At 70.8% G+C, this 22302-nt stretch carries 22 protein-coding genes and 1 pseudogene; 9 read left to right on the top strand and 14 right to left on the bottom strand.

Features of this window, described 5'->3' with window-relative positions; translation table 11 throughout:
- Positions 1-24: 24 nt before the first annotated feature.
- From MUY22_RS04355 to MUY22_RS04340, 4 genes are read right to left on the bottom strand one after another with little or no spacing between them, the layout of a single operon-like run.
- Complete coding sequence (locus tag MUY22_RS04355) at positions 25-831, bottom strand: SAM-dependent methyltransferase (RefSeq protein ID WP_247057299.1); 807 nt, start codon at positions 829-831, stop codon at positions 25-27.
- A 47-nt stretch (positions 832-878) separates the two neighbouring features.
- Positions 879-1676, bottom strand: coding sequence for an SAM-dependent methyltransferase (locus MUY22_RS04350; RefSeq protein WP_247057298.1), 798 nt, complete (start codon positions 1674-1676; stop codon positions 879-881).
- Positions 1677-1718: 42 nt separating this feature from the next.
- Positions 1719-3278, bottom strand: coding sequence for an acetolactate synthase large subunit (locus MUY22_RS04345; RefSeq protein WP_247057296.1), 1560 nt, complete (start codon positions 3276-3278; stop codon positions 1719-1721).
- The gene (locus MUY22_RS04340; RefSeq protein ID WP_247057294.1) at positions 3275-4660 is read right to left on the bottom strand and encodes an FAD-binding oxidoreductase; all 1386 of its coding nucleotides are present in this window, start codon (positions 4658-4660) and stop codon (positions 3275-3277) included. The genes MUY22_RS04345 and MUY22_RS04340 overlap by 4 nt, the downstream gene beginning before the upstream one ends.
- Before the next feature lie 157 nt (positions 4661-4817).
- On the opposite strand from MUY22_RS04340, the gene MUY22_RS04335 reads away from it, so the two are divergent.
- A complete protein-coding gene (locus MUY22_RS04335) occupies positions 4818-5639 on the top strand; it encodes an aldo/keto reductase (RefSeq protein ID WP_247057292.1) in 822 nt (273 codons plus the stop codon).
- A gap of 537 nt (positions 5640-6176) precedes the next feature.
- Here the strand turns inward: MUY22_RS04335 and MUY22_RS04330 are convergent.
- Complete coding sequence (locus tag MUY22_RS04330) at positions 6177-6674, bottom strand: DUF3830 family protein (protein WP_247057290.1); 498 nt, start codon at positions 6672-6674, stop codon at positions 6177-6179.
- A gap of 2 nt (positions 6675-6676) precedes the next feature.
- Positions 6677-7933 (bottom strand): aspartate aminotransferase family protein, encoded by a 1257-nt coding sequence (locus tag MUY22_RS04325; RefSeq protein ID WP_247057287.1) that lies wholly within the window; start codon positions 7931-7933, stop codon positions 6677-6679.
- 93 nt (positions 7934-8026) lie between these two features.
- Here MUY22_RS04325 and MUY22_RS04320 point away from each other — a divergent pair, with 93 nt between their 5' ends.
- Genes MUY22_RS04320 through MUY22_RS04310 form a run of 3 tightly spaced genes read left to right on the top strand, consistent with a single transcriptional unit; the run spans position 8027 to position 11069 of the window.
- Complete coding sequence (locus tag MUY22_RS04320) at positions 8027-9490, top strand: NAD-dependent succinate-semialdehyde dehydrogenase (RefSeq protein WP_247057285.1); 1464 nt, start codon at positions 8027-8029, stop codon at positions 9488-9490.
- Positions 9487-10545, top strand: a complete 1059-nt coding sequence (locus tag MUY22_RS04315) for a tartrate dehydrogenase (RefSeq protein WP_247057283.1) — start codon at positions 9487-9489, stop codon at positions 10543-10545. Before MUY22_RS04320 ends, MUY22_RS04315 begins: the two co-directional genes overlap by 4 nt.
- A 59-nt stretch (positions 10546-10604) precedes the next feature.
- Positions 10605-11069 (top strand): DUF4262 domain-containing protein, encoded by a 465-nt coding sequence (locus tag MUY22_RS04310; RefSeq protein ID WP_247057281.1) that lies wholly within the window; start codon positions 10605-10607, stop codon positions 11067-11069.
- A gap of 253 nt (positions 11070-11322) precedes the next feature.
- Here MUY22_RS04310 and MUY22_RS04305 read toward each other — a convergent pair whose 3' ends face one another.
- From MUY22_RS04305 to MUY22_RS04295, 3 genes are read right to left on the bottom strand one after another with little or no spacing between them, the layout of a single operon-like run.
- Complete coding sequence (locus tag MUY22_RS04305) at positions 11323-12033, bottom strand: GntR family transcriptional regulator (protein ID WP_247057279.1); 711 nt, start codon at positions 12031-12033, stop codon at positions 11323-11325.
- Position 12034: 1 nt separating this feature from the next.
- Positions 12035-12781 carry a maleate cis-trans isomerase gene (locus MUY22_RS04300; RefSeq protein ID WP_247057277.1) on the bottom strand — a complete coding sequence of 249 codons (747 nt, stop codon included), beginning with the start codon at positions 12779-12781 and terminating at the stop codon, positions 12035-12037.
- 59 nt (positions 12782-12840) lie between these two features.
- Entirely contained in the window at positions 12841-13581 is a 741-nt protein-coding gene (locus MUY22_RS04295) for an Asp/Glu/hydantoin racemase (protein ID WP_247057275.1), read from the bottom strand.
- 104 nt (positions 13582-13685) lie between these two features.
- On the opposite strand from MUY22_RS04295, the gene MUY22_RS04290 reads away from it, so the two are divergent.
- The 3 genes from MUY22_RS04290 to MUY22_RS04280 are packed head-to-tail and all read left to right on the top strand — an operon-like array spanning position 13686 to position 16377.
- Positions 13686-14684 carry a D-2-hydroxyacid dehydrogenase gene (locus MUY22_RS04290; protein ID WP_247057273.1) on the top strand — a complete coding sequence of 333 codons (999 nt, stop codon included), beginning with the start codon at positions 13686-13688 and terminating at the stop codon, positions 14682-14684.
- Positions 14681-16063 (top strand): amidase, encoded by a 1383-nt coding sequence (locus MUY22_RS04285; protein ID WP_247057271.1) that lies wholly within the window; start codon positions 14681-14683, stop codon positions 16061-16063. Before MUY22_RS04290 ends, MUY22_RS04285 begins: the two co-directional genes overlap by 4 nt.
- Before the next feature lie 56 nt (positions 16064-16119).
- Complete coding sequence (locus MUY22_RS04280; protein WP_247057269.1) at positions 16120-16377, top strand: hypothetical protein; 258 nt, start codon at positions 16120-16122, stop codon at positions 16375-16377.
- 223 nt (positions 16378-16600) lie between these two features.
- Here MUY22_RS04280 and MUY22_RS04275 read toward each other — a convergent pair whose 3' ends face one another.
- Positions 16601-16960 carry a hypothetical protein gene (locus MUY22_RS04275; protein WP_247057267.1) on the bottom strand — a complete coding sequence of 120 codons (360 nt, stop codon included), beginning with the start codon at positions 16958-16960 and terminating at the stop codon, positions 16601-16603.
- A 145-nt stretch (positions 16961-17105) separates the two neighbouring features.
- Positions 17106-17279: pseudogene (locus MUY22_RS49690) on the bottom strand (ArsR/SmtB family transcription factor); the annotation flags it as partial.
- A gap of 65 nt (positions 17280-17344) precedes the next feature.
- Here MUY22_RS49690 and MUY22_RS04270 point away from each other — a divergent pair.
- Positions 17345-17824: a MaoC family dehydratase gene (locus MUY22_RS04270; protein ID WP_247057265.1), complete on the top strand. Its 480-nt coding sequence runs from the start codon at positions 17345-17347 to the stop codon at positions 17822-17824.
- On the opposite strand, the gene MUY22_RS04265 is transcribed toward MUY22_RS04270, so the two are convergent.
- Positions 17775-19019: an MFS transporter gene (locus tag MUY22_RS04265; RefSeq protein WP_247057263.1), complete on the bottom strand. Its 1245-nt coding sequence runs from the start codon at positions 19017-19019 to the stop codon at positions 17775-17777. The genes MUY22_RS04270 and MUY22_RS04265 overlap by 50 nt on opposite strands.
- A 307-nt stretch (positions 19020-19326) precedes the next feature.
- Positions 19327-19842, bottom strand: a complete 516-nt coding sequence (locus tag MUY22_RS04260; RefSeq protein ID WP_247057261.1) for a transcriptional regulator — start codon at positions 19840-19842, stop codon at positions 19327-19329.
- 107 nt (positions 19843-19949) lie between these two features.
- Between MUY22_RS04260 and MUY22_RS04255 the strand changes: the two genes are divergently transcribed.
- Positions 19950-20909 (top strand): aldo/keto reductase, encoded by a 960-nt coding sequence (locus MUY22_RS04255; protein WP_247057258.1) that lies wholly within the window; start codon positions 19950-19952, stop codon positions 20907-20909.
- Between the two features lie 16 nt (positions 20910-20925).
- On the opposite strand, the gene MUY22_RS04250 is transcribed toward MUY22_RS04255, so the two are convergent.
- Positions 20926-22290, bottom strand: coding sequence for a wax ester/triacylglycerol synthase family O-acyltransferase (locus MUY22_RS04250; RefSeq protein ID WP_247057256.1), 1365 nt, complete (start codon positions 22288-22290; stop codon positions 20926-20928).
- Positions 22291-22302: the final 12 nt, after the last annotated feature.

Genomic DNA, 22302 nt, shown 5'->3' with positions numbered 1-22302 from the left:
AACCCGGACCCGCGGCGCACGCCGTCAGTTCTTGCGCGCCACCAGCGCCAGCCCGCCGCACTCCGTCGGGTCTTCCGGCATGTCGTCGGCGGCGTCCGGGCGCCACTGCGGGATGAACACGACGCCGGGGTCGACGATCTCGAAGCCGTCGACCAGGGCTCGCAGCTCGTCGGCCGAGCGCGGGATCACCGGGTTGGAGCTCTTCTTGTACATCGCCACCGCGCGCGCGGTCTCGTCGCTCTGCCGCTCGTGCGTGGCCGACGACAGCGCCAGGTAGCTGCCGGGCGCGAGCGCGTCGCGGTAGGCCGCGAGCAGCCGGGCGGGTTCGCGCTCGTCCGGGATGAAGTGCACGAACAGCGCCATCACCACCATCACCGGCTGGTCCAGGTCCAGCATCATCTCGGTGGTGTCGTGCTCGAGGACGTCGTCCGGGAACTCGGCGTCGGCGTAGACCATCGCCGCGTTCTCGTTGTCCTCCAGCACGATCTCGCTGTGCGCGACCGCGACCGGCTCGTTGTCCACGTAGACGACCCGGGACGTCGGGTCGGCGGCCTGCGCCACCTCGTGCACGTGCCCCACGGTCGGCATGCCCGAACCGATGTCGAGGAACTGCCGGATGCCCTGGTCCATCCCGAACCGGATCGCCCGGCGCAGCCACTGCCGGTTGAGCTGCGCGCGCTCCCGCGCGTTCGGCTGCGCCGTCAGCACCTGCTCGGCGAACATCCGGTCGACGGCGTAGTTCAGCTCGCCGCCGAGGATGTAGTCGTACACACGCGCGGCGTTCGGCTTGTCGAGGTCGATGCCGCGCCTAGCGAGTTCGTCTTCGGTCATCCGCCGCTCCCGGGCTCAGGTGTGACGCGAGAATAGCCCGGCCCGCGTCAGGCCTTGCGCGCCACCAGCGACAGACCGCCGGACAGCGCGGGCGGGTCTTCGAGCGGCCCGTCCGGGCGCCACTCCGGCGTGAACACGACACCCGGCGGCAGGATTTCGAACCCGTTCACCAGCGCGCGCATCTCGTCGGGGGAGCGCAGGGTCAGCGGCGTGCCGCTCTTCTCGTACAGCGCGACCGAGCGCTGCGACTCCTCGCCCTGGCCTTCCCACGTGCCCGACGACAACGCCAGGTAGCTGCCCGGCGGGAACGCGTCGAAGTACTGCGCGATCAGGCCGGCCGGATCGCGGGAGTCGGGGATGAAGTGCACGAACGCGGCCATGATGATCATCACCGGCTGGTCGAAGTCCAGCATCGACTCGGTCGTCGGGTGCTCCAGCACGTCGTCCACGTATTCGGCGTCGGCCTGCACCATGGCCGCGTTGTCGTTGCCCTCCAGCACGATCTCGCTGTGCGCGACGGCGATCGGCTCGTTGTCGACGTACACGACCTGTGACTCCGGGTCGATCCCCTGGACGACCTCGTGCACGTGCCCGACCGTCGGCATGCCCGACCCGATGTCGAGGAACTGCCGGATGCCCTGTTCCGCGCCGAACCGCACGGCCCGGCGCAGCCACGCCCGGTTGACCACCGCCATGTGCCGCGCGTTCGGCAGCACGCCCAGGATCTGGTCGGCGAACATCCGGTCGACGGCGTAGTTGAGCTTGCCGCCGATCATGTAGTCGTACACGCGTGCCGCGTTCGGGCGCTCGAGATCGATGCCACGCTGCGCGTGCTGGTCGGTCATCGCCGCTCCTCGCCGTCGGTTCGACGGCGAGGATAGCCCGGTTCAGAGCAACGGCGGCACCGCGGCGTCGATAAGGTGCGGCCCGGGTTCGGCGAACGCGCGCTGCAGCTGCTCGGCGAGCTCCTCGGCGGTCGTCGCGCGGGTCGCGGGCACGCCCATGCCCTCCGCGATCTTCACGAAGTCCATGTCCGGCCGCGAAAGGTCGAGCAGCTCGTTCGCCTTCGGGCCGCCCTGCGCCCCGACGCGCTGCAGCTCCAGCCGCAGGATCGCGTACGCGCGGTTGTTGAGCAGCACCGTCGTCACGTTCAGGTTTTCGCGCGCCTGCGTCCACAGCGCGGAGATCGTGTAGAGCGCGCTGCCGTCGGACTGCAGGTTGAGCACGGGACGGTCCGGCGCCGCCACGGCCGCACCGGTCGCCACCGGCATGCCGTAGCCGATCGCGCCGCCGGTCAGCGTCAGGACGTCGTGGCGCGGCGCGCCCGCCGTCGCCGTCGGCAGCATCAGGCCGGACGTGTTCGCCTCGTCGGCGATGATCGCGTTCTCCGGCAGCAGCGCGCCGATGACGTCGACCCAGTTCTGCGGGGTCAGCGGGCCGCTCGGCAGCGCGGGCCGGGACGCCTGCTGCAGCACCGGTTCGGTGTCCGCGGCGACGAGGTCGGCGACGTCGGTCAGCGCGCGCGTGACGTCCTGTCCGAGCGACGCAAGCGTGTGCACCTGGGCACCTTCCGGCACCAGGTCGCTCGGCTTGCCCGGGTAGGCGAAGAACGACACCGGCGCCTTCGTGCCGGCGACGACGATGTGCTTGATCCCGTCGAGCTGGTAGGTGACCTGCTCGGCGAGGTACCCGAGCCGCTCGATCGTCGGCAGTCCCTCGCCGCGCTCGAGCCGGGAGGGGAACGTCTCGACGAACGCCTTCGCGCCGGTCGCGGCCGCGATCCGGCTGGCCGCGCGGAGCCCCTCTTCGTGGCACGCGGCGCCGCCGATCAGCAGCGCGACTGGTTCGCCGGTGCCGAACACCGCGGCGACGTCTTTCACCGTGGTCGCGTCCACCGCCTGCGGCACGCGCGGCGGGATCGGCGCGCACGTCTCGCCGCCTTCGCCCCACGAAGCGTCCGCGGGGAGGATCAGCGTGGCGACGCGGCCGGGCGCGTCCTGCGCCGCGGCGACCGCGGCGGCGGCGTCCGCCCCGACGTCCTTGGTGTGCTCCGAGCGGCGCACCCAGCCTTCGAGCGAGCTCGCGATGGACTCGATGTCCGACTCGAGCGGCGCGTCGTACTGCTTGTGGTAGGTCGCGTGGTCGCCGACGACGTTGACGATCGGCGTGTTCGCGCGGCGCGCGTTGTGCAGGTTCGCCAGGCCGTTGCCGAGGCCCGGGCCGAGGTGCAGCAGCGTCGCGGCGGGCTTGCCGGCGATGCGCGCGTAACCGTCGGCGGCACCGGTGACGACGCCCTCGAACAGCGCGAGCACGCCCCGCATCTCCGGGACGGTGTCCAACGCGGCGACGAAGTGCATCTCCGACGTGCCGGGGTTCGCGAAGCACACTTCGACGTCGGCGTCGACCAGGGTGCGGATCAGGGACTGGGCGCCGTTCAGCTCGCTCATGCGGTTCCTTCGGTGAAGAGAACGCCGGGGTTGAGGATCCCGGCGGGGTCGAAGCTCTGCTTGATCCGGCGCATCAACGCGATCTTCGCCGGGTCTTCGAGTTCCTGGTAGTAGCCGGCCTTGGTGCGGCCGAGGCCGTGCTCGCCGGAGATCGCGCCGCCCAGCTCCATGGCGTGCGCGAAGACGTCGGTGAGCAGCTGCTTCCGCTTGCCGGTGTCTTTGCAGAAGATCCCGAGGTGCACGTTGCCGTCGCCGGCGTGCCCGCAGCCGATCGCGCCGCCGCCCGCGGCCATCGCGAGCTCCCGCGCCTTCTTGATGAACTCCGGCATCGCGGTGCGCGGCACGACGACGTCGATGACGTCGTCCGCGCCGGCCGCCTTCGCGGTCCAGAAGGCCTTCTCGCGCGCTTCGATGAGCTTGCGCGCGGCGCCGCCGTCGAGGACGTAGACGTCGGTCGCGCCGAGCTCGCCGAGCAGCTCGCCGACGGTCTCGACGTCCTGCTCCAGGCGCTGCGCTTCGCGGTTCTCCAGCGCGACGACGAGGTACGCCTCGGTCGTTTCGCGGATCTTGTCCGGTACGCCGAGCTCGAGCTTCTCGTTGTAGACGATCGCAGCCATCGTCAGGTTGTCGATGTATTCGAGGATGTGCGGCGCGAGCCCGCTGGAGAGGATCTCCGGCACGGCGGCCATGACCTGGTCGAAGTTGCCGAACGGCGCGAGCACGGTGGCGCCGTGCGTCAGCCGCGGGTGCAGCTTGACGATGACCTCGGTGGCCAGTGCGAGGGTGCCCTCGGAGCCGATGATCAGCTGGGTGAGGTCGTAGCCGGTCGACACCTTCGACGTCTTGCCGCCGGTGCGGAGGATCTCGCCGGTCGGCAGCACGGCCTGCAGGCCGAGGACGTTGTTGCGGGTGACGCCGTACTTCACCGCGCGCATCCCGCCGGCGTTGGTGCCGACGTTCCCGCCGACGCTCGCACTCAGCTCGCCGGGGTAGACGGTGTAGCTGAGCCCGGCTTCGGCCGTCTTGACGTCGAGTTCGGCGAGCGTGACCCCGGGCTGCACGACGGCGACGTGGTTGCCGGTGTCGATCTCGAGCACGGAGTTCATCCGCTCGAAGGAGATGACGAGGCCGTCCTCGCGCGGCCGCGCGGCGCCGGACAGTCCGCTGCCGGAGCCGCGTGCGGTCACCGGGATGCTGTGCTCTGTAGCCGCCTTCAGCAGCTCCGCGACTTCTTCGGCCGTTGCCGGCTTCGCGACGTACGCGGGTTTCTGCGGCTCCGCCGTCAGCGCTTCGTCGTGCGCGTAGTCCTCGGAGATCGCCTCGCCCGTGAGCAGGTTCTTGTCCCCGACGATCTCGGCCAGCTGTGCCGCCACGTCGCCCATCGAGAGTCTCTCCTCCGCGCCGTTGCTGTGGTTACCGCAGCGTAGTACGTACCGCCAGTACGCCGCTATGAAGATGTTTCACATTTGGCGGGCGGGTCAGAATTTAGCTCAGTCTAAATCTCTGGTGGGTGACGGCCGGCGGGGCGAGGCTTCCGGCATGACATCGACGTACACCTTCGACGACGGCTTTTCCGTGCGGCGCCTGGGTTTCGGCGCCATGCGGCTGACCGGGTGGGACCACGTGCCGGCCGGGGCCGCGGCGGTCGCGCGCCGGGCGGCGGAGCTCGGCGTGACGTTCTTCGACACCGCCGACGCCTACGACCTGGGGCGGAACGAGGAGCTGCTCGCCGAGGCGCTCCACCCGTACCCGGGGCTGCTCGTGGCGACGAAGTGCGGACACGCGCGCCCGAGCCGCGGCGAGTGGGTCCCGCTCGGCCGGCCCGAGTACCTCCGGCAACAGGCGGAGCTCTCGCTGCGACGCCTGCGCGTCGACCGCCTGGACCTGCTGCAGCTGCACCGGCTCGACCCGCAGGTGCCGCTCGCGGACCAGGTCGGCGCGCTCGCGCGATTGCGGGAGGAGGGCAAGGTCGCGCGGATCGGGCTGTCCGAGGTCAGCGTCGCGCAGCTCGAAGAAGCCCGGACCGTCGCGCCCATCGCGAGCGTGCAGAACCGCTACAACCTGACCGACCGGGCGTCCGACGACGTCCTCGACCACTGCACGCGCGAAGGGATCGCGTTCATCCCGTGGCTGCCGATCGCGAACGGTGGGCACGCGACGGCCGGCGGGGTGCTCGGTAAGGTCGCGGCCGATCTCGGCGCGACACCCGCTCAGGTGTCCCTCGCCTGGCTGCTGCGCCGGTCCCCGGTCGTCATCCCGATTCCCGGGACGTCGTCGTCCGAACACCTCGACGAGAATTGCAGCGCGTCGGAAATCGAGCTTTCCGACGACGATTTCGCGCGGTTGTCCGCGATCGCGTGAAACGGCCCGGCCGCGGTTTCCCGCGACCGGGCCGTTCGGTCACCTAGGTCAGACCAGCCAGCCGAGGACGTGCGCCAGGTGCGCGAGAACGCCCGTGAGGATGTCGTGGGCGTGGTGCGCGTGCTGGGCGAACATCTGCATGGAAAGGCTCCTTAATGAATGATTCCTGATTCCCTGGAGTTGCTCTCGCGAGGAGCTGAATCAGGTTTTCACCGTGCTGGCGACCTGTCAAAGAGGCGAATTCCGGGAATCCCGCCGTCGCGGAATCTTCCCATGCTAAACACGTAATCCCTTCGTGTTTGAGGCCGGGGTGCCCTGGTCGGCGGTCAACCACTCTGGGTAGCAACTGGACCGATCATCACTGTCGGTGATGCCGGGCTTGATCCGGCAACCTGGGCTGTCACGTAGCTCGATCTGGTGATCACCGGCCACGAAAGGTGAAACTCCGACGATCACCCTTTCGAGTGGCGGAAGGCGTGAAAAGGGGAACGCCGGGTGCGGTATTCGCACCCGGCGTCCCCTTGGCGGGTAAGGGTTTCAGGCCCGCGCGAACGAGAGCGTCTCGCCTTCGACACCCCGTAGCCAGAGGTCCTGAGCGGCGGCCGCCATCTCGGCCAGGCCCTCCTCGATCGTGGCGAACACGTTGCCCGGCACCCAGCCCGCGTCGCCGTTGATCAGCAGGTTGTTCCGCCCGTAGAAGATCGCGAGGTCGGTCGCACCCTGGTCGCTGTGGGCCTCGCTGCCGTCGTCGTAGCCGTACGCGGGGTTGCCGATCTCCCACGCTTCGAAGCCGAAGTACAGGACGTCCCCGGGGATCGGCGTGATCGTCGGGTTCTCCCGCCCCGGCTTCGGCTCCGCGAACGGTGGCACGAGCGTGTAGACCTCGTTGCGCGCGTACTTCGCGTGGTAGGCGGAACCACTCTGCGGCAACGCGTCCCACACCGCCTTGCAGGTGCGCGGCGCCTCGTCGTCCAGCAGCCGGGCCCGGCAGGCGATCCCGCGTTTGTCGAGGGTGATCGTGACGTACCGGGCCATCCTCAGCTCCCCGTGACGGACGCGACGACCTCGCCCCAGATGCGCAGCGCGTCGTCGACCTGCTCGGCGGTGACCACCAGCGGCGGCACCATCCGGACCACGTTCATGTAGGGCCCGCAGGTGAGCAGCAGCAGGTTGTTCTTGGCCGCGGCCTGCTGCGCGGCCGCCGCGGTCGCCGGGTCCGGCTCGCCGTCGGCGGTCGTGAACTCCGAGCCGACCAGCAGCCCGAGCCCGCGCACCTCGCCGATCGCCGGCGTCTTGTCCGCGACGAGCCGCGCGCCGTCGAGCAGCTGCCGCCCGCGCGTCGCGGCGTTCTCCACCAGGTTCTCCTGCTGGATCACCTCGAGCGTCGCGATCGCGGCGGCGCACGAAACGGCGTTGCCGCCGTACGTCCCGCCCTGCGAGCCCGGGAGCGCCTTCGCCATCAGCTCCTGCGAAGCGGCGATGCCGGAGAGCGGGAAGCCGCTCGCCAGGCCCTTCGCGATGAGCACGATGTCGGGGGAGACGTCGAAGTGGTCGTGCCCCCAGAACTTCCCGGTGCGGCCGAAGCCGGTCTGGATCTCGTCGACGACCAGCAGGATCCCGTGCCGGTCGGCGCGCTCGCGCAGTCCCGCCATGAACTCGGTGTTCGCCGGGACGTAGCCGCCCTCGCCGAGCACCGGCTCGACGAAGATCGCGGCGGTCTCGTTGGGCGCGCTGACCGTCTGGAACAGGAAGTCCAGCTCGCGCAGCGCGAACTTCGTCGCGGTCTGCTCGTCCCAGCCGTAGTGGAAGGCGTAGGGGAACGGCGCGACGTGCACGCCGGCCATCAGCGGGCCGATGCCGGCGCTGAACCGCGTCCCGGACGTCGTCATCGACGCCGCCGCGACGGTCCGGCCGTGGAAGCCGCCCTGCATGACGATGACGTTCGGGCGCTTCGTCGCCTGCCGCGAGAGCCGCAAAGCGGCTTCGACGGCTTCGCTGCCGGAGTTCGCGTAGAAGAGCGAGTCGAGGCCACTCGGCAGGACGTCGCCGAGGCGCTTGGTCAGTTCGAGCAGCGGCTGGTGCATCACCGTCGTGTACTGCCCGTGGACGAGCTTGCCGATCTGCTCCTGCGCTGCTCGTACGACGTGCGGGTGGCAGTGCCCGGTGCTCGTGACGCCGATCCCGGCGGTGAAGTCGAGGTGCCGGTTGCCGTCGACGTCGTAGAGGTAAACCCCTTCACCGTGGTCGACCACGACGGGCGTTGCCTGCTTGAGCAGCGGAGATAGCTGGGCCATGGCAGCGTGCTCCTTGGTCGGTCTGAGTGGGTTGTCGATTGTTGACAATATCCATAGCATGGCCCTCGGGACAACACGTGAGGAGCAGTCGGGATGAGCGTGAGCACCGAGTCCGGCGTCGTCGACGCGGTCGGCAAGGAACTGTTCATCGGCGGCAAGTGGGTCGCCGCCGAGGCCGGGAAGTCCTTCCCGGTCGTGGATCCGGCGACCGGCCGGGAGCTGTGCCAGGTCGCCGACGCCTCCCCGGCGGACGGCGTCGCCGCCCTGGACGCCGCCGTCGCCGCGCAGGCGGACTTCGCGAAGATGGCGCCCCGCGAACGCGGCGAGATCCTGCGCCGGGCGTACGAGCTGCTGATGGCGCGCCAGGACGAGCTCGCCCTGCTCATGACGCTCGAGATGGGCAAACCGCTGGCGGAGTCGAAGGGCGAGATCGCCTACGCCGCCGAGTTCTTCCGCTGGTTCGCCGAGGAGGCCGTCCGGATCGGGGGCGGCTACGCGACCGCGCCCAACGGCACCGGCCGCTTCCTCATCACCAAGCAGCCGGTCGGCCCGACGCTGCTGATCACGCCGTGGAACTTCCCGATGGCGATGGGCACCCGCAAGATCGGCCCGGCGATCGCCGCGGGCTGCACGTCGGTGATCAAGCCCGCCGCGCAGACGCCGCTGTCGATGCTCGCGCTGGCCGGCATCCTCGCGGAGGCCGGGCTGCCCGCCGGCGTCCTCAACGTCGTCACGACCAGCGACTCCGGCGGCGTGATGGAGCCGCTGATCCGCGACGGCCGCGCCCGCAAGCTGTCCTTCACCGGCTCCACCGGCGTCGGCCGGAAGCTCCTCGAACAGTGCGCCGACAAGGTGCTGCGGACGTCGATGGAGCTGGGCGGCAACGCGCCGTTCCTGGTCTTCGAGGACGCCGACATGGACGCGGCCATCGAAGGCGCGATGCTCGCGAAGATGCGCAACATCGGCGAGGCGTGCACCGCGGCGAACCGGTTCTACGTGCAGCGCGGCGTCGTCGAAGAGTTCTCGCGACGGCTGACCGAGCGCATGCAGGCCCTGCCGATGGGCCGCGGCACCGAGAAGGACGTCGTCGTCGGCCCGCTGATCGACGAGGCCGCCGTCGCCAAGGTGACCGAGCTGGTCAAGGACGCCACCGACCGCGGCGCGAAGGTGCTCACCGGCGGCGCCGGCGTAGACGGTCCGGGCCACTTCTACCAGGCGACCGTGCTCACCGACGTCCCGCAGGAAGCGCGTCTGACGCACGAAGAGATCTTCGGGCCGGTCGCGCCGATCTCCGCGTTCGACACCGAAGAAGAAGTGGTGGCGAAGGCGAACGACACCGAGTTCGGGCTCGTCTCCTACGTCTACACCAGCGATCTCAAGCGGGCGCTGCGGGTCTCCGAGGCGCTAGAAGCCGGGATGATCGGGCTGAACCAGGGCATCGTGTCGAACCCGGCGGCGCCGTTCGGCGGGATCAAGGCGTCCGGGCTCGGCCGCGAGGGCGGCTCGTTCGGCATCGAAGAGTTCCTGGAGACCAAGTACATCGCGGTGGCCCTGTGAGCTCCTACCGCATCGCGAGCATCCCCGGCGACGGCATCGGCGTGGACGTCACCGTCGAGGCCCGCAAAGTCCTCGACGCCGCTTCTTCGAAGTTCGGCTTTTCCCTGGAGTGGACCGAGTTTGACTGGAGCTGCGAGCGGTACGCCCAGCTCGGGTCGATGATGCCGGACGACGGCGTCGCGCAGCTCTCGGCGTTCGACGGGATCCTGCTCGGCGCGGTCGGCTTCCCCGGCGTCCCGGACCACGTTTCCCTGTGGGGCCTGCTGATCCCGCTGCGGCGCGCGTTCTCCCAGTACGTCAACCTGCGCCCGGTGCGGCTGCTGCCGGGCACGACGTCGGTGCTGGCCGGGCGGAAGGCCGAGGAGCTGGAGCTGGTGATCGTCCGGGAGAACTCCGAAGGGGAGTACTCCGCGATCGGCGGCCGGCACAACGCCGGCCGGCCGGACGAGTTCGTGCTGCAGGAGTCGGTGTTCACCCGCGTCGGCGTCGAACGGATCATCCGGTACGCCTTCGAGCTCGCGCGGACGCGGTCTTCGCGCGTCTGCTCGGCGACGAAGTCCAACGGGCTCATCCACTCGATGCCGTTCTGGGACGAGATCTTCGCCGAGGTCGCGGCCGAGTACCCGGACGTCCACAGTGAACAGATGCACGTGGATGCCTTGGCCGCGCGCATGGTCCAGGCACCGGACCGGCTCGACGTCATCGTGGGGTCGAACCTCTTCGGCGACATCCTGAGCGACCTCGCGGCCGCGATCACGGGCGGCCTTGGCATGGCACCGTCCGGCAACATCAACCCATCGGGTGAATCCCCGTCGATGTTCGAGGCGGTCCACGGGAGCGCTCCGGACATCGCCGGGCAAGGCATTGCCAACCCCGTGGCACAGATCCTGGCGGCCGCGATGCTGGTCGAACACCTGGGCGAAACCGTTGCCGCGCAAGCAATCCGCGCCGCGGTGGACCGGGTGCTCGACGAGGGCCGGGTGCGCACGCCGGACCTCGGCGGCAGCGATACCACAGAACGGCTCGGCACGGCAGTGGCCGAAGCACTGGGCTGAGTTTTGTCGGTGCCCTCCGGCACGGTGGTCCCCAGTCCACCGAGGGGGAGGAGACACCGATGTGTCAGCAGTGCGAAGACCCGGACAGATCCGGGTACCTGGAACGGCTTCGCGATGGCGTGGCCGACCGGGGCTGGCTCGTGCAGGGCGTGGAAAGCGCCGGGCCGTACCCGCCGTGGGCCTACACGATCGGGCTCAGCGGGTACGGCCTGCCCGAGCTGGTCGCCACCGGGCTTCCGTTGCGGGTAGCGGCAAACCTGCTCAACGACATGGCGAGCCATGCGCTGCACGCGGCACCACCCGAGCCCGGTGAACGCATCCCGCTGCGAGGTGGCCCGCTGATCGAGGTCGTCCCGCTCGCCGAGCCGTCGGCGCACCTGGTGTTCGCGGTCGCGTTGTACGGGCCGGAAATCCGGGCGCTGCAACTGGTCCACGCGGACGACCGGGGCCGCTGGCCCTGGTCGCCCGACTTCCGCGACGGCCGCGGCGGCCAGCCGGTCCTGGGGGTCCGCCATGTCCGCTGACTGCGAGTGCGCGTTGCCGGTCGGCTGTTTCCCGGTCCCCGTGCGGTCCGTCCAGGTACGCCTGCCGCCCGTCCGGGTGCGCGAGCCGACCCCACTGATACCCGTGTCGACGTTGCGCTCACGCGTGCCGACGCTCCGATCACGCGTGTCGCGCCTGCGATCACACGTGTCGGCTCTCCGATCACGGGCGTCCTCGTTGCGAGCGCGGGGAAGCCGCGTGATCGGGCCGGCGACGCGGGTGCTCGGCCGAGCGTCAGGGCACCGGTGGGGCGTGTCCTTCCACGAGGCTGGTGCCCGGTGCGAGGCGCTGCACCGCGTCCTCCATGTGCGCGTCCAAGAGGGCGAGCGCCGTCTCCTCGTCGCCCTCGCGGAGGGCCTGGATGAGCTTCGTGTGCTCGTCCACGCGCTCTTCGACCCGCTGGTAGGTGCCCTGGAGCGCGGTCAGGCACATCCGGGTCTCGATGAGCAGGGTCCGGGCCATCCGGACGAGCCGCTTGCTGCCGGAGGCGTTGATCAGGGCCTCGTGGAACTTCAGGTCCGCCGTCGAAAGCGCGCTCGGGTCGTCGTCGCTCGCGGCGGCCGCCATCTCGACGACGGTCCGCTCGAGCACCTGCGCGATCCGGTCGCGTTCGCCGCCGCGGATGGCGCGCAGCATCGCGGCGCGTTCGATGGCGGAGCGGGCGGCGTAGATGTCGTAGACGTCGCCGGGCTCGAGGTCGATCACGAACAGCCCGCGGTGCCGTTCACTGCGCAACAGCCCTTCGGACACGAGATGCTGCATGGCTTCCCGGAGCGGCCCCCGTGACACCTGGAACCGGGCGGCCAGGTCGGTCTCGCCGAGCTGGGTGCCCGGCGGCAGGGTGCCGGTCATGATCGCGTCACGCAGCTGGCGCGCGATGACGGCGGCCGTCGACTCGCGGCTGACCGGCTCGATCGCGGGGAGCATGCCCGGTGGGAGCGCCATGTCAGGCGCTCCGGTCCGGGACATGCCGGAAGAGCGCGCCTAGGGAGCGGACGAGGCGGTGCCGCCCGGTCAGGCGCAGGCCTTCCCAGACGGTGACCTGGTTGGCGGTCAGCACGGGCTTCCTCAGGGCGGCTTCGAGGGTGTTGATCTCCTGGAGGGTTCGCATCGCGGTGTCCGGTACCAGCACCGCGTCGGCGTCCGGGTGGTCGTGGCGCACGGCGAGCTCGACGACGGCCTCCGGTGGCAGCGCGCCGACCTCGGCCGCGGTGACGATGTCGGCGGCGGCCATCGAGACGACCTCGATGCCGCCGGCCTCGAGGAAGTCCGCGAACAGCCGGGCGATGTCGTCCGGGTAGCTGGCGGCGACGGCGACCCGCTTGACGCCGAGGGCGCGCGCGGCGTGCACGAACGCGAAGGAGGTACTGGAGGCGGGCACGCCGGCGACGGTTCTCAGCCGGTCGATCTGGTCTTGGGCGCCGTCCCAGCCGTAGACGAAGCTGCCGCTGGTGCAGGCCCAGATGACGGCGTCGGGCTCGTGCTTCTTGAGCAGGGCGGCACCGTCGGCGAGGCGGGTCTCGCTGCCGAGGTCCAGCAACTCGGCGACCGCGTGCTTGTCGGTGCCGTAGATGTGCTCGACCGCGAGCCGGATGCCGCCTTCGGCGGCGGCCGTCCCGCCGAGCAGCTGCTCGGCGAGCGGGTAGTCGTCTTCGGCCGCGTGGTCGGGGTAGATGAAGCCGATGGTGGTCACGGAACCTCCGGAGAGACGCAAATTGTCGACAATCCTAGAGGGATGGTCAAGGAAACCCTTCACGACACGTCACGAAGCCACTTCCCCGGGCCGACGATGGGGAGGTTCATGCGGCGCAGGCAGGCCCACATGGTCAGCTGGTTGGCCGTGAGCACCGGTTTGCCGAGCGCGGTCTCGAGCGGCTCGATCAGGTCGTAGGTGGGGAGGTTGGTGCAGCTGACGAAGATCGCCTCGGCGTCGCCGTGATCGGCGGCGAGGATGTGCTCGGCGATGGTCCGGTAGCTGACCTTCCAGATCCCGCCGCCCAGCCCGAGGTGGTCGCTGGCGACGGTCTCGACGTTCAGCTCCCCGAGGAAGTCGTGCAGTGCCCGGGTCAGGTCGGCGTCGTACGGCGTGAGCACCGAGACGCGGTGCAGGTCGAGCTGGTGCAGCACCTCGGCCAGCGCGCCCGAGGTGGTGACGGCGTCTGGCGCGCCGGCGTCGCAGATCGCCTTGGTCAGCGAGCGTTCGTAGTCGACGCCGTTGACGAAGCTGCCCGACGTGCAGAGGTAGGCGACGACCTCGGGCTCGACGTGCAGCACGTCGCGGGTGGCACTGGCCAGGTGGTGGCTGTCACTGACGAGGCGCGCCATCTCCATGCTGACCGGCACGGGCTCGTACGGCGTGCGGGCGAGGTGCAGCGACACCTCCATCGGTACCCAGCGCCAGAGCTCGCGCTCGAGGGCGAGGTCAAAGGGAGCGATCACCCCGATGCCGCGCTGCGCCAGCGGGCCTTCGAACGCCAGGAAGTCGAAATCCAAGGCTCAGCCTCCGGAATACGTCTGAACTTGATGACACGTCCGGTGCTCCGGGGGTCGTTCCTCGGATTGTTGACAATCATACGAGCCGCTTTTACCGTGTCAACGTGATCGCCTCGGAAAACCGGGAAACTCCCGTCCTGGCCGTGCTCTGCGGCGAGCACCGCCCACCGGACATGCGTGCAGTCGAATCCGGGGCGGTCGTGCGTTACACGGATGCGGCGGGATTGTCCGAAGCGCTGTCCGGAGCGGACGCGCTGTTCGTCTACGACTTCCTCTCGACGGCCGTGCCGGGCGCCTGGTACGCGGCCGACCGGCTGCGCTGGCTGCATATCGCCAGCGCCGGCGTCGACCCGGTGCTGTTCCCGGGGCTCGTGGAGAGCGACGTCGTCCTGACCAACTCGCGGGGCGTCTTCGACGACGCCATCGCGGAGTACGTGCTGGGCGTCGTGCTCACCTTCGCCAAGGACTTCGCGCGCTCGCACGACCTGCAGCGCGAGGGCCGCTGGCTGCACCGCGAGAGCGAGCGGATCGCCGGGCGCACGGCGGTGGTCGTCGGCACCGGACCGATCGGGCGGGCCATCGCGCGGCTGCTGCGCGCGGCCGGGATGCGGGTGAGCGGCGCTGGGCGCCGGGCCCGGACCGGTGACCCCGACTTCGGTGTCGTGCACGACTCCGCGCAGCTCACCGAGTACCTGCCCGAGGCCGACTACGTTGTCGCGGTCGCGCCGCTGACCGAGAACACCAAGGGAATGTTCGACGCGCGCGCGTTCGCCGCGATGAAGCCGTCCGCGCGGTTCGTGAACGTCGGGCGGGGCGAGCTGGTGGTCACGTCCGACCTGGTCGCCACGCTGACGGAGCGTGCCATCGCCGGAGCTGCGCTCGACGTGTTCGACACCGAGCCGCTGCCGCCCGAGAGTCCACTATGGACCATGCCGGACGTGCTGCTCTCGCCGCACATGTCCGGGGACTTCATCGGCTGGCGCACCACGTTGGTCGAGGTGTTCGCTGAGAACTTCCGCCGCTGGCGCGCTGGGGAGCCGCTGCGCAACGTCGTCGACAAGACGCTCGGGTACGTGCCGTCGGGGAACCAGGGAGCCGGATGAACGACAGGATGCTGACCGCCAGCGAGCTCGTCGCCGCCTACTCGAGCGGTGAGCTCTCACCGGTCGAGGCGACGCAGAACGCGCTGCAGGCCATCGAGGCCCGGGACGGTGAGTGCAACGCCTACACCCTCGTCGACGCCGACGGGGCGCTGGAACAGGCCAAGGCGTCCGAGATCCGCTGGCGCGACGGCAACCCGATCGGCCTGCTCGACGGCGTGCCGTCCTCGATCAAGGACATGTTCCTGACGCAGGGCTGGCCGACCGTCCGGGGCTCGAAGAGCATCGACCCGGACCAGCCGTGGGACGTCGACAGCCCGGTCGCGGCGCGGATGCGTGAGGCCGGCCTCGTCTTGCTGGGCAAGACGACCACGCCGGAGATCGCCTGGAAGGGCGTCACCGACAGCCCGCTGCAGGGCATCACGCGCAACCCGGCCGACCCGACGAAGACCTCGGGCGGCTCCAGCGGCGGCAGCGCCGCGGCGGTCGCCGCCGGGATGGGTGAGCTGTCCGTCGGCACGGATGGCGGTGGCTCGGTGCGGATCCCGGCGTCGTTCTGCGGGATCGTCGGGCTGAAGCCGACCCACGGCCGGATCGCGCTGTACCCGGCGAGCCCGTTCGGGCCGCTGTCGCACGCCGGCCCGATGGCGCGGTCGGTCGACGACACCGCGCTGCTGATGGACGTGCTGTCGATCCCCGACCACCGCGACCCGGCCGCGCTGGCGCCGCCGGTGACGTCGTTCCGCGAGGCGGTCCGGCGGGACGTGCGGGGCCTGATCGCCGCGTTCTCGCCGACGCTCGGCTACGTCGACGTCGACCCGGAGGTGGCCGCGATCATCGCGGCGGCCGTGCGCGCGCTCGGCGACGCCGGGCTGCACGTCGAAGAGACCGACCCCGGGTTCGCCGACCCGAAGCCGGCGTTCGACGTGCTGTGGTCCTCCGGCGCGGCGAAGCTGCTCGACAGCTTCCCGCCGGGGTCCGAGGACCGCACCGATCCCGGCCTGCGCAAGGTCTGGGAGCTCGGCAAGACGTGGTCGGCGAGCGACTACCTCGACGCGACCGCCGAGCGCGCCGCGCTGGGCATCCTGATGGGCGAATTCCACACGCGCTACGACGTGCTGATCACGCCGACCGTCCCGATCCCCGCGTTCGAGGCGGGCCACAACGTGCCGCCGGGCAGCGGGCTGAGCGAGTGGCCGGAGTGGACGCCGTTCACGTACCCGTTCAACATGACCCAGCAGCCCGCGATCAGCGTGCCGGCCGGGAAGACGTCGGCGGGCTTGCCGGTCGGCTTGCAGATCGTCGGGCCGCGGCACTCGGACGACCTCGTGCTGGCCGTCGCGAAGCTGCTGGAGGAAGTGCGGCCGTGGGCGCCCGCCTGACCACGTAAGGGTGAAACCCCGGCCGCGGCAGGGAAAGCTGTGCCACTGTCGGCCGGGTGAACGCTCAAGGCTGGCGGTACGAACGAGCTATTCCGACCGTCGACGTCACCGGGGAACCGACGCGGGTGGTCGTCGGGCTGGTCGAGCAGGGCGACCGGCTGGCCGCGGGCTTGAGAGTCGGCGACGGCCCGGCCGCGCTGGTCCCCCTGGAGACGGGCGGCGAGCTGCTCAAGGCGCTCCGCGAGACGCTCGAGAGCTGGTGGCGCCTGGACGGTCACCGCGACCTGACCCCGGAGCCCCGCGCGGGCCGATAGCGCGAGCAATGGCCTTCGCGACCTGGTCTTGAGATCCGCGCCGGGCCGGTGGCATGGCAGCCGTCGTGGCCTGACGTTGATGGCGGCGCGGGTGGGTAGCGCGAACGTGACAGCCGTTGCGGCTGAACAGCGCAGTGACATGCCATCGTGGTCCGGCACTTATGCGCGGGGCGGGGCCGGGGGAGCGTCAAGCCATCGCAGTCCGACTCTGATGCGCGTGCCGTCAGCCGATGCCGAGTTCGGTGAAGCGGCGGCGTCCCGGTTCGGTGATTCGCAGTGCCCGGCCACCGGGGCTGCGGCGCACCCAGCCGTCGTCGAGCAACGCTGTGAACAGTGCCGCGCCCAACGCTCCGGCTAGGTGGACGGTGCCGTGCGACCAGTCGAGGCATGCCCGGACGCCGGGCCGCGCGTCCGGCAGCGTGGTGATGCCGAGGGCGGTCAGCAGCGGCTGGTCGAAGGTGCGGACCGTGCCGGATTCGCCCGGGGTCAGGTCGTCGATCACGCCGTCCTTGCGCAGTAGCGCCGCGATGTCGACGCCGAGCTGGCCGCCCACGTGGCCGTAGCAGACCCGGGCCCGCAGCAACGGTCCCGTCGGTGGGTCGGGTTGTAGTCGCTCGGGCAAGCGGGGTGGGGGCGACGGCGGCCAACACTTCGACGAGCTGCGCGACCTCCGGGCCGGCCAGCCGGTGCAGGCGCTGACGCCCCGCGTCGGTCGCTCGCACCAGTCCCGCGTCGCGGAGCCGGCGCAGGTGCGAACTCGCGGTGGACGGCGCGATCCCGGCCACGGTCGCCAAGGCCCGGGCGGAGTGCGCGGCGCCGTCCATCAGTTGCAGGAGCATCGCGGCCCGTGCCGGTTCGCCGATCGCCTGGGCGACCGAGGCGATGTCGGGTTCGCCGGGCATGGCGCCGAGCGTAGCCGCGGAACCGTTCGCTCCGGATCGAAGTGTTCTTGTGGCACCCTGCGGCCATGACGAGCGAGTTCGGCACCCCGATCGGCGACCGCTACTTCGCGGACTACGTTCCCGGCGCGACCTACGACTGCGGGAGCGTCGAGGTGACCGAGGCCGAGATCCTGGAGTTCGCCGAGCGGTACGACCCGCAGAGCTTCCACGTCGACCCGGCCGCGGCGGCGGCCGGCCCGTTCGGCGGGCTGATCGCGAGCGGCTGGCACACGGCGAGCCTGATGATGCGGCTCTACGCGGCGCACTACTTGTCCACTGTGGCCAGTCTGGGCAGTCCCGGGGTGGACGAGCTGCGCTGGCCGCGTCCTATTCGGCCCGGGGCGGTGCTGCGGCTGCGCGCGACCGTGGCCGAGGCCCGGGTTTCGCGCTCGAAGCCGGACCGGGGAGTGCTGCGCACGCGGGTCGAGTTCGTCGACGACGACGGCGACGTGGTGTTCAGCGCGAGCCTGCTGAACCTCCTGCTGGTACGACCGGCGTCCGCCTGACCGGGCCGCGGATCTGCGGGCTGCACAGCACGAGCGCGGTCGTGACGACGACCAGCACCGCGCCGCCGACCAGCGTCGTCTCGCGGCCGGCGTGCTCGGCCAGCGGGCCCGCGCTGATCTGGCCGAGCGGCAGCGCGAGGAACGAGCCGAGCATGTCGTAGGAGTACACGCGGGCGAGCTTCTCCGGCGGGATGTTCTCCTGCAGCGACACGTCCCACGCGACGGAGAACTGCTCGAGCGCGACGCCGCCGAGGAACATCGCGAGCAGCAGCGGCGCCAGGTAGGGCGTCACGCCGAGTGCGATCATCGGGAGCGCGTCCGCCATGACCAGCGCGACGCCGAGGAACAGCATCCGCCGCGGTCGCCAGTGGGCCGCGAGGACGCCGCCGAGCAGCGCCCCGGCCGTCTGGACCGCGAGGGCGAGACCCCAGCCGGTGCGGCCGAACGTGTCGTCGGCGACCAGCGGGCCGATCACCACGATCGCGCCCGAGTTGACCGCGTTGACCAGCATGAACTGCAGCACCACCAGCCACACCCACGACCGGGAGCGGAATTCGCGCCAGCCCTCGGCGAGTTCGGCGAGCGGGCGGCTGCCGGGGATGCGATCGCCGCTCGGCAGCCGGATCCGGTGGTAGGACAGCGCGGCGGCGACGAACAGCAGCGCGTTTCCGGCGAGCGCCCATCCGGAACCGGCGAAGGCGACCAGGACGCCGGCGAGGCTGGCCCCGGCGATCCGGCCGACGTTCGACAGGAGCCGGACCAGCGCGTTCGCCTGGGTGAGGAGTTCGCCGGGCACGGTCAACGGCGTCAGCGACGCGGCGGCGGGCAGCGAGATGGCCGAGACGGCGCCGTTGACGAGGCTGAGCCCGACCAGCAGCGGCACGGAAGCGAATCCACAGAGGACACTCGCGGCGATGGTGGCCTGCGTGAGCGCGGCGGCGGTTTCGGTGCCTTGCAGGATCACCGACCGCGGCAACCGGTCGGCGAGCATCCCGCCGAACAGCACGAGCAGGATGTTGGCGATCGACCGAGCCCCGACGACGATCCCGAGGTCCACGGCCGACCCGGTCAGGTCGACCACGGCGAAGGCCAGCGCGAAGGGCGCGACGGCGTTGCCGAAGTCGGCGAAGGTCCGGCCGGTGACGAGCGCCCGGAACCGGTGCTCCCGCAACGGAGCGAGCAATGGCACGCTCATCGCGTCTCCTTCGCCGGGGTCGGGTCTGGTTCGGACACGGCGCCCGTCGGGAACTTCTGCGGTGCATGGCCGGTGCCGGCCCGGACGACGTCGCGGCGGGCTGGCGCCGATCGGACGCGTCGCGCAAGGTCCAGTTCGGGAAGCGGACCCGGTTCGGCGCCGATGTCAAGTTCGCTGTCCACAGGGACGAAGTTGTCCACAGATTTCCGCACCCCCCGTTTTCGCAGGCAGGCGGCGGTACGCTGGGATCGGGGACGCCCCCCGGGACGGGTGGGGGCTGCTCTTCGGGCCGGCTCGGATCCGGTGGTCACGGTGCTTCTCCCGGCTTCAGTTCGAAGAGCGCCATGCTGACGCTGACGCGGACCGTGCCCGGCGTTCTCGGGGGCTGCGCCGCGGTGTGGAGTTCGTGGCTCAGTTCCTTCGCTCGGGCCAGGAGGTCCGACCACACCTCCGGGGCCAGCCACAGGTCCGCGTCCGAGAGTGACGCCGGGCGGCCTGAGGCTCGCGACTCCGCTCGGCGGAGGAGCTCGCTCGCTATCGCCCTCGTCAGCATCTGCTCCTCGACGGGGTCGCGGGACGTGAGGCGCCGTCCGGAGTCGGGGTCGTGGCGGTAGCGCTTGGCCCGGCCGCCGCGGATGCGGACCTCTTCCGCGACCTCCAGCAGGCCCGCGTCGTGCAGGCGGCGGAAGTGGTAGCTGATGTTCGCCTGGGTTTCGCCCAGCTCGCGCGCCGCCTCCGCCGCGCTCATCGCCGTGCCCGTCAGCAGCGAGAGGATCCGCATGCGCAACGGGTGGGCCAGGACCCGGAGGTCGTCGAGGGACATGCTCCCGAGTTTCGGGGATGCCGGCGCAACTGTCAAAGAGTTATTTGGGGGTTTCGCTCGCCGGGAAGATCGGTGCAGTGGTCCGACGTCTGTGCTGTGCTGGACGCATGCGTACGACGATCTTGGGCCGCAGCGGCCTCGAAGTCTCGAAGATCGCCTTCGGGACGTGGCAGCTCGGCGGCGACTGGGGCGCCTTCGACGAGGACACCGCGATCGCGGCGATCCACCACGCCCGCGCGCTCGGCGTGAACTTCTTCGACACCGCGCAGGCCTACGGCCGCGGCCGGTCCGAAGTGCTGCTGGGGCGGGCGCTGCGAACGGAGAAAGACGTCGTCGTCGCCACCAAGGGCGGCATCAACCCGCGGGCGCAGCGGCCGCGCGACTCGCGGCGCGCGTGGCTCACCCAGGGGCTCGACGAGAGCCTGCGCAACCTCGGGCGCGACCACATCGACGTCTACCAGGTGCACTGGCCCGACCCCGACACCCCGGCGGCCGACGTCGCCGGTCTGCTTCAGGAGTTCGTCGACGCCGGCAAGGTCCGGCACGTCGGCGTCTCCAACTACGACGCCGCGCAGCTGGCGGCGTTCGACGAGACGCGGCCGGTCGAGACGCTCCAGCCGCCGTACCACCTGTTCCGGCGCGGCATCGAGACCGATCCGCTGCCCTACGCCCGCGAGCACGACATCGGCGTGTTCGTCTACAGCCCGCTCGGCAGTGGCCTGCTCACCGGCGCGGTCACCCCGGACAGCACCTTCGAAACCAGCGACTGGCGGTCACGCTCATCCGCGTTCCAGGGCGACAACCTGCGCCGCAACCTCAAGATCGTCGACGAACTCACAGCGTTCGCGGCCCAGCGGGACGTCGAAGTCGGCCAGCTCGCCATCGCCTGGACGCTCGCCCGGCCGGGAGTGCACGCCGCGATCGTCGGGGCGCGCCGGCCGCAGCACATCGAGGCGAGCCTCGCCGCCGCGGACATCACGCTGACGCCGGACGACCTGGCCGAGATCGACCGCATCGCTGCCGGCGCCGTGCAGATCGCCGGCGCCGCGCCGGAAGGTGTCGCCTAGTCCACTGTGGACAGACCTACTTGACGGCGGCTTCCAGCTCCACCAGCGCCGTGTCGAGGTGCGTGAGGATCCGCTGCAGGTGCGGCACGCTGCGGCGGCACCCCATGATGCCGAAGTCGAGGTTGTCGCCGTTGCTGGTCAGCGTGATGTTCACGGCCTGGCCGTCGAGCAGCACCGACGCCGGGTAGATGCCGTCGAGCTGCGCGCCGTTCCAGTACATCTGCTTGCGCGGGCCGGGGACGTTCGAGATCACCAGGTTGAACGGCGGCCGCGTGTTGTTGACGACGCCGGGGATCGGCGAGACGCCCAGCTGCGCCACGTTGATCCCGGACAGCAGCAGCGTCTGCAGCGGCGTCAGCTCCGAGAACAGCCGCTTGCCGTTGCGCATCGACTGGTGGATCGCGACGAGCCGCTTGCCCGCGTCCGGCAGGTCGGTGGCCAGGTTGCACAGCAGGGCGCCGATGTTGTTGCCCGTCGCCTCGCCCGGGTCGGTCTTGCGGCGAAGCGAAACCGGCACCATCGCGATCATCGGCGCGTCCGGCAGCGCGCGCTGCTCGATGAGGTAGTCCCGCAGCGCGCCCGAGCACATCGCGAGCACGACGTCGTTGCGCGACACCCCGGCCGCGTTGGCCACCTGCCGCACGCGGTCGAGCGACCACGACTGCGCCGCGAACCGGCGCGCGCCGCCGATCGGCACGTTGAACATCGTCCGCGGCGCCTGACCCGGCAGGGTCACCGTGTGCTCGCTGAACGCTTCCCGCGCCACCTTCACCGCGGCCGGCGCCAGGCTCGCGATCTGGTTGACCGTCTTGCCGGCGCTGTCCAGCAGGGACCGGGGGCGCTTGGTGCGGCCTTCGCCCGGTTTGCGCCGCGTGCCCCACCACGGCGGGCAGTCCATGTCCGACGGGTCGTCCGACAGCGTGCCCTGCAGGTGACGCAGCGCCGAGACGCCGTCCATCAGCGCGTGGTGGACCTTGGTGTAGACGGCGAACCGCCCGTCGGCCAGGCCTTCGACGAGGTGGATCTCCCACAGCGGCCGGTGCCGGTCGAGCAGCGTGCTGTGCCAGCGGCTGGTGAGCTCCAGCAGTTCGCGGATCCGGCCCGGCTGCGGCAGCGCGGAGTGCCGGAAGTGGTAGTCGAGCTCGAGGTCGGCGTCGGTCGACCAGGCCACGTGCCCGAGCGTGTTCACCGGGCGGGCGGGGCGGCGGCGGAAGACCGGCCGCATGTTGTCCGAGTCGAGCAGGTTCCGCCGGAGGCCGCTCAGGTAGTCGGGGCCAGCGCCCTCGGGCTTCTTGAACAGCTGCAGGCCGCCGACGTGCATCGGATGCTCGCGCGTCTCCACCAGGAGGAACATCGAGTCGGTCACCGGCATCATCGGCATCGGGCATCACCT

Source organism: Amycolatopsis sp. WQ 127309 (assembly GCF_023023025.1).
Classification (GTDB): Bacteria; Actinomycetota; Actinomycetes; order Mycobacteriales; family Pseudonocardiaceae; genus Amycolatopsis.
The sequence above is the reverse complement of the archived record's forward strand: the minus strand, read 5'-3'. Positions and strand labels throughout refer to the sequence as shown.

Excerpts from the sequence above, each read along its gene's own strand:
- MUY22_RS04355 (WP_247057299.1), bottom strand. The coding sequence starts at position 831 with ATGACCGAAGACGAACTCGCTAGGCGCGGCATCGACCTCGACAAGCCG.
- MUY22_RS04350 (WP_247057298.1), bottom strand. The coding sequence starts at position 1,676 with ATGACCGACCAGCACGCGCAGCGTGGCATCGATCTCGAGCGCCCGAAC.
- MUY22_RS04345 (WP_247057296.1), bottom strand. The coding sequence starts at position 3,278 with ATGAGCGAGCTGAACGGCGCCCAGTCCCTGATCCGCACCCTGGTCGAC.
- MUY22_RS04340 (WP_247057294.1), bottom strand. The coding sequence starts at position 4,660 with ATGGGCGACGTGGCGGCACAGCTGGCCGAGATCGTCGGGGACAAGAAC.
- MUY22_RS04335 (WP_247057292.1), top strand. The coding sequence starts at position 4,818 with ATGACATCGACGTACACCTTCGACGACGGCTTTTCCGTGCGGCGCCTG.
- MUY22_RS04330 (WP_247057290.1), bottom strand. The coding sequence starts at position 6,674 with ATGGCCCGGTACGTCACGATCACCCTCGACAAACGCGGGATCGCCTGC.
- MUY22_RS04325 (WP_247057287.1), bottom strand. The coding sequence starts at position 7,933 with ATGGCCCAGCTATCTCCGCTGCTCAAGCAGGCAACGCCCGTCGTGGTC.
- MUY22_RS04320 (WP_247057285.1), top strand. The coding sequence starts at position 8,027 with ATGAGCGTGAGCACCGAGTCCGGCGTCGTCGACGCGGTCGGCAAGGAA.
- MUY22_RS04310 (WP_247057281.1), top strand. The coding sequence starts at position 10,605 with ATGTGTCAGCAGTGCGAAGACCCGGACAGATCCGGGTACCTGGAACGG.
- MUY22_RS04305 (WP_247057279.1), bottom strand. The coding sequence starts at position 12,033 with ATGGCGCTCCCACCGGGCATGCTCCCCGCGATCGAGCCGGTCAGCCGC.
- MUY22_RS04285 (WP_247057271.1), top strand. The coding sequence starts at position 14,681 with ATGAACGACAGGATGCTGACCGCCAGCGAGCTCGTCGCCGCCTACTCG.
- MUY22_RS04270 (WP_247057265.1), top strand. The coding sequence starts at position 17,345 with ATGACGAGCGAGTTCGGCACCCCGATCGGCGACCGCTACTTCGCGGAC.
- MUY22_RS04265 (WP_247057263.1), bottom strand. The coding sequence starts at position 19,019 with ATGAGCGTGCCATTGCTCGCTCCGTTGCGGGAGCACCGGTTCCGGGCG.
- MUY22_RS04260 (WP_247057261.1), bottom strand. The coding sequence starts at position 19,842 with ATGTCCCTCGACGACCTCCGGGTCCTGGCCCACCCGTTGCGCATGCGG.
- MUY22_RS04255 (WP_247057258.1), top strand. The coding sequence starts at position 19,950 with ATGCGTACGACGATCTTGGGCCGCAGCGGCCTCGAAGTCTCGAAGATC.
- MUY22_RS04250 (WP_247057256.1), bottom strand. The coding sequence starts at position 22,290 with ATGCCGATGATGCCGGTGACCGACTCGATGTTCCTCCTGGTGGAGACG.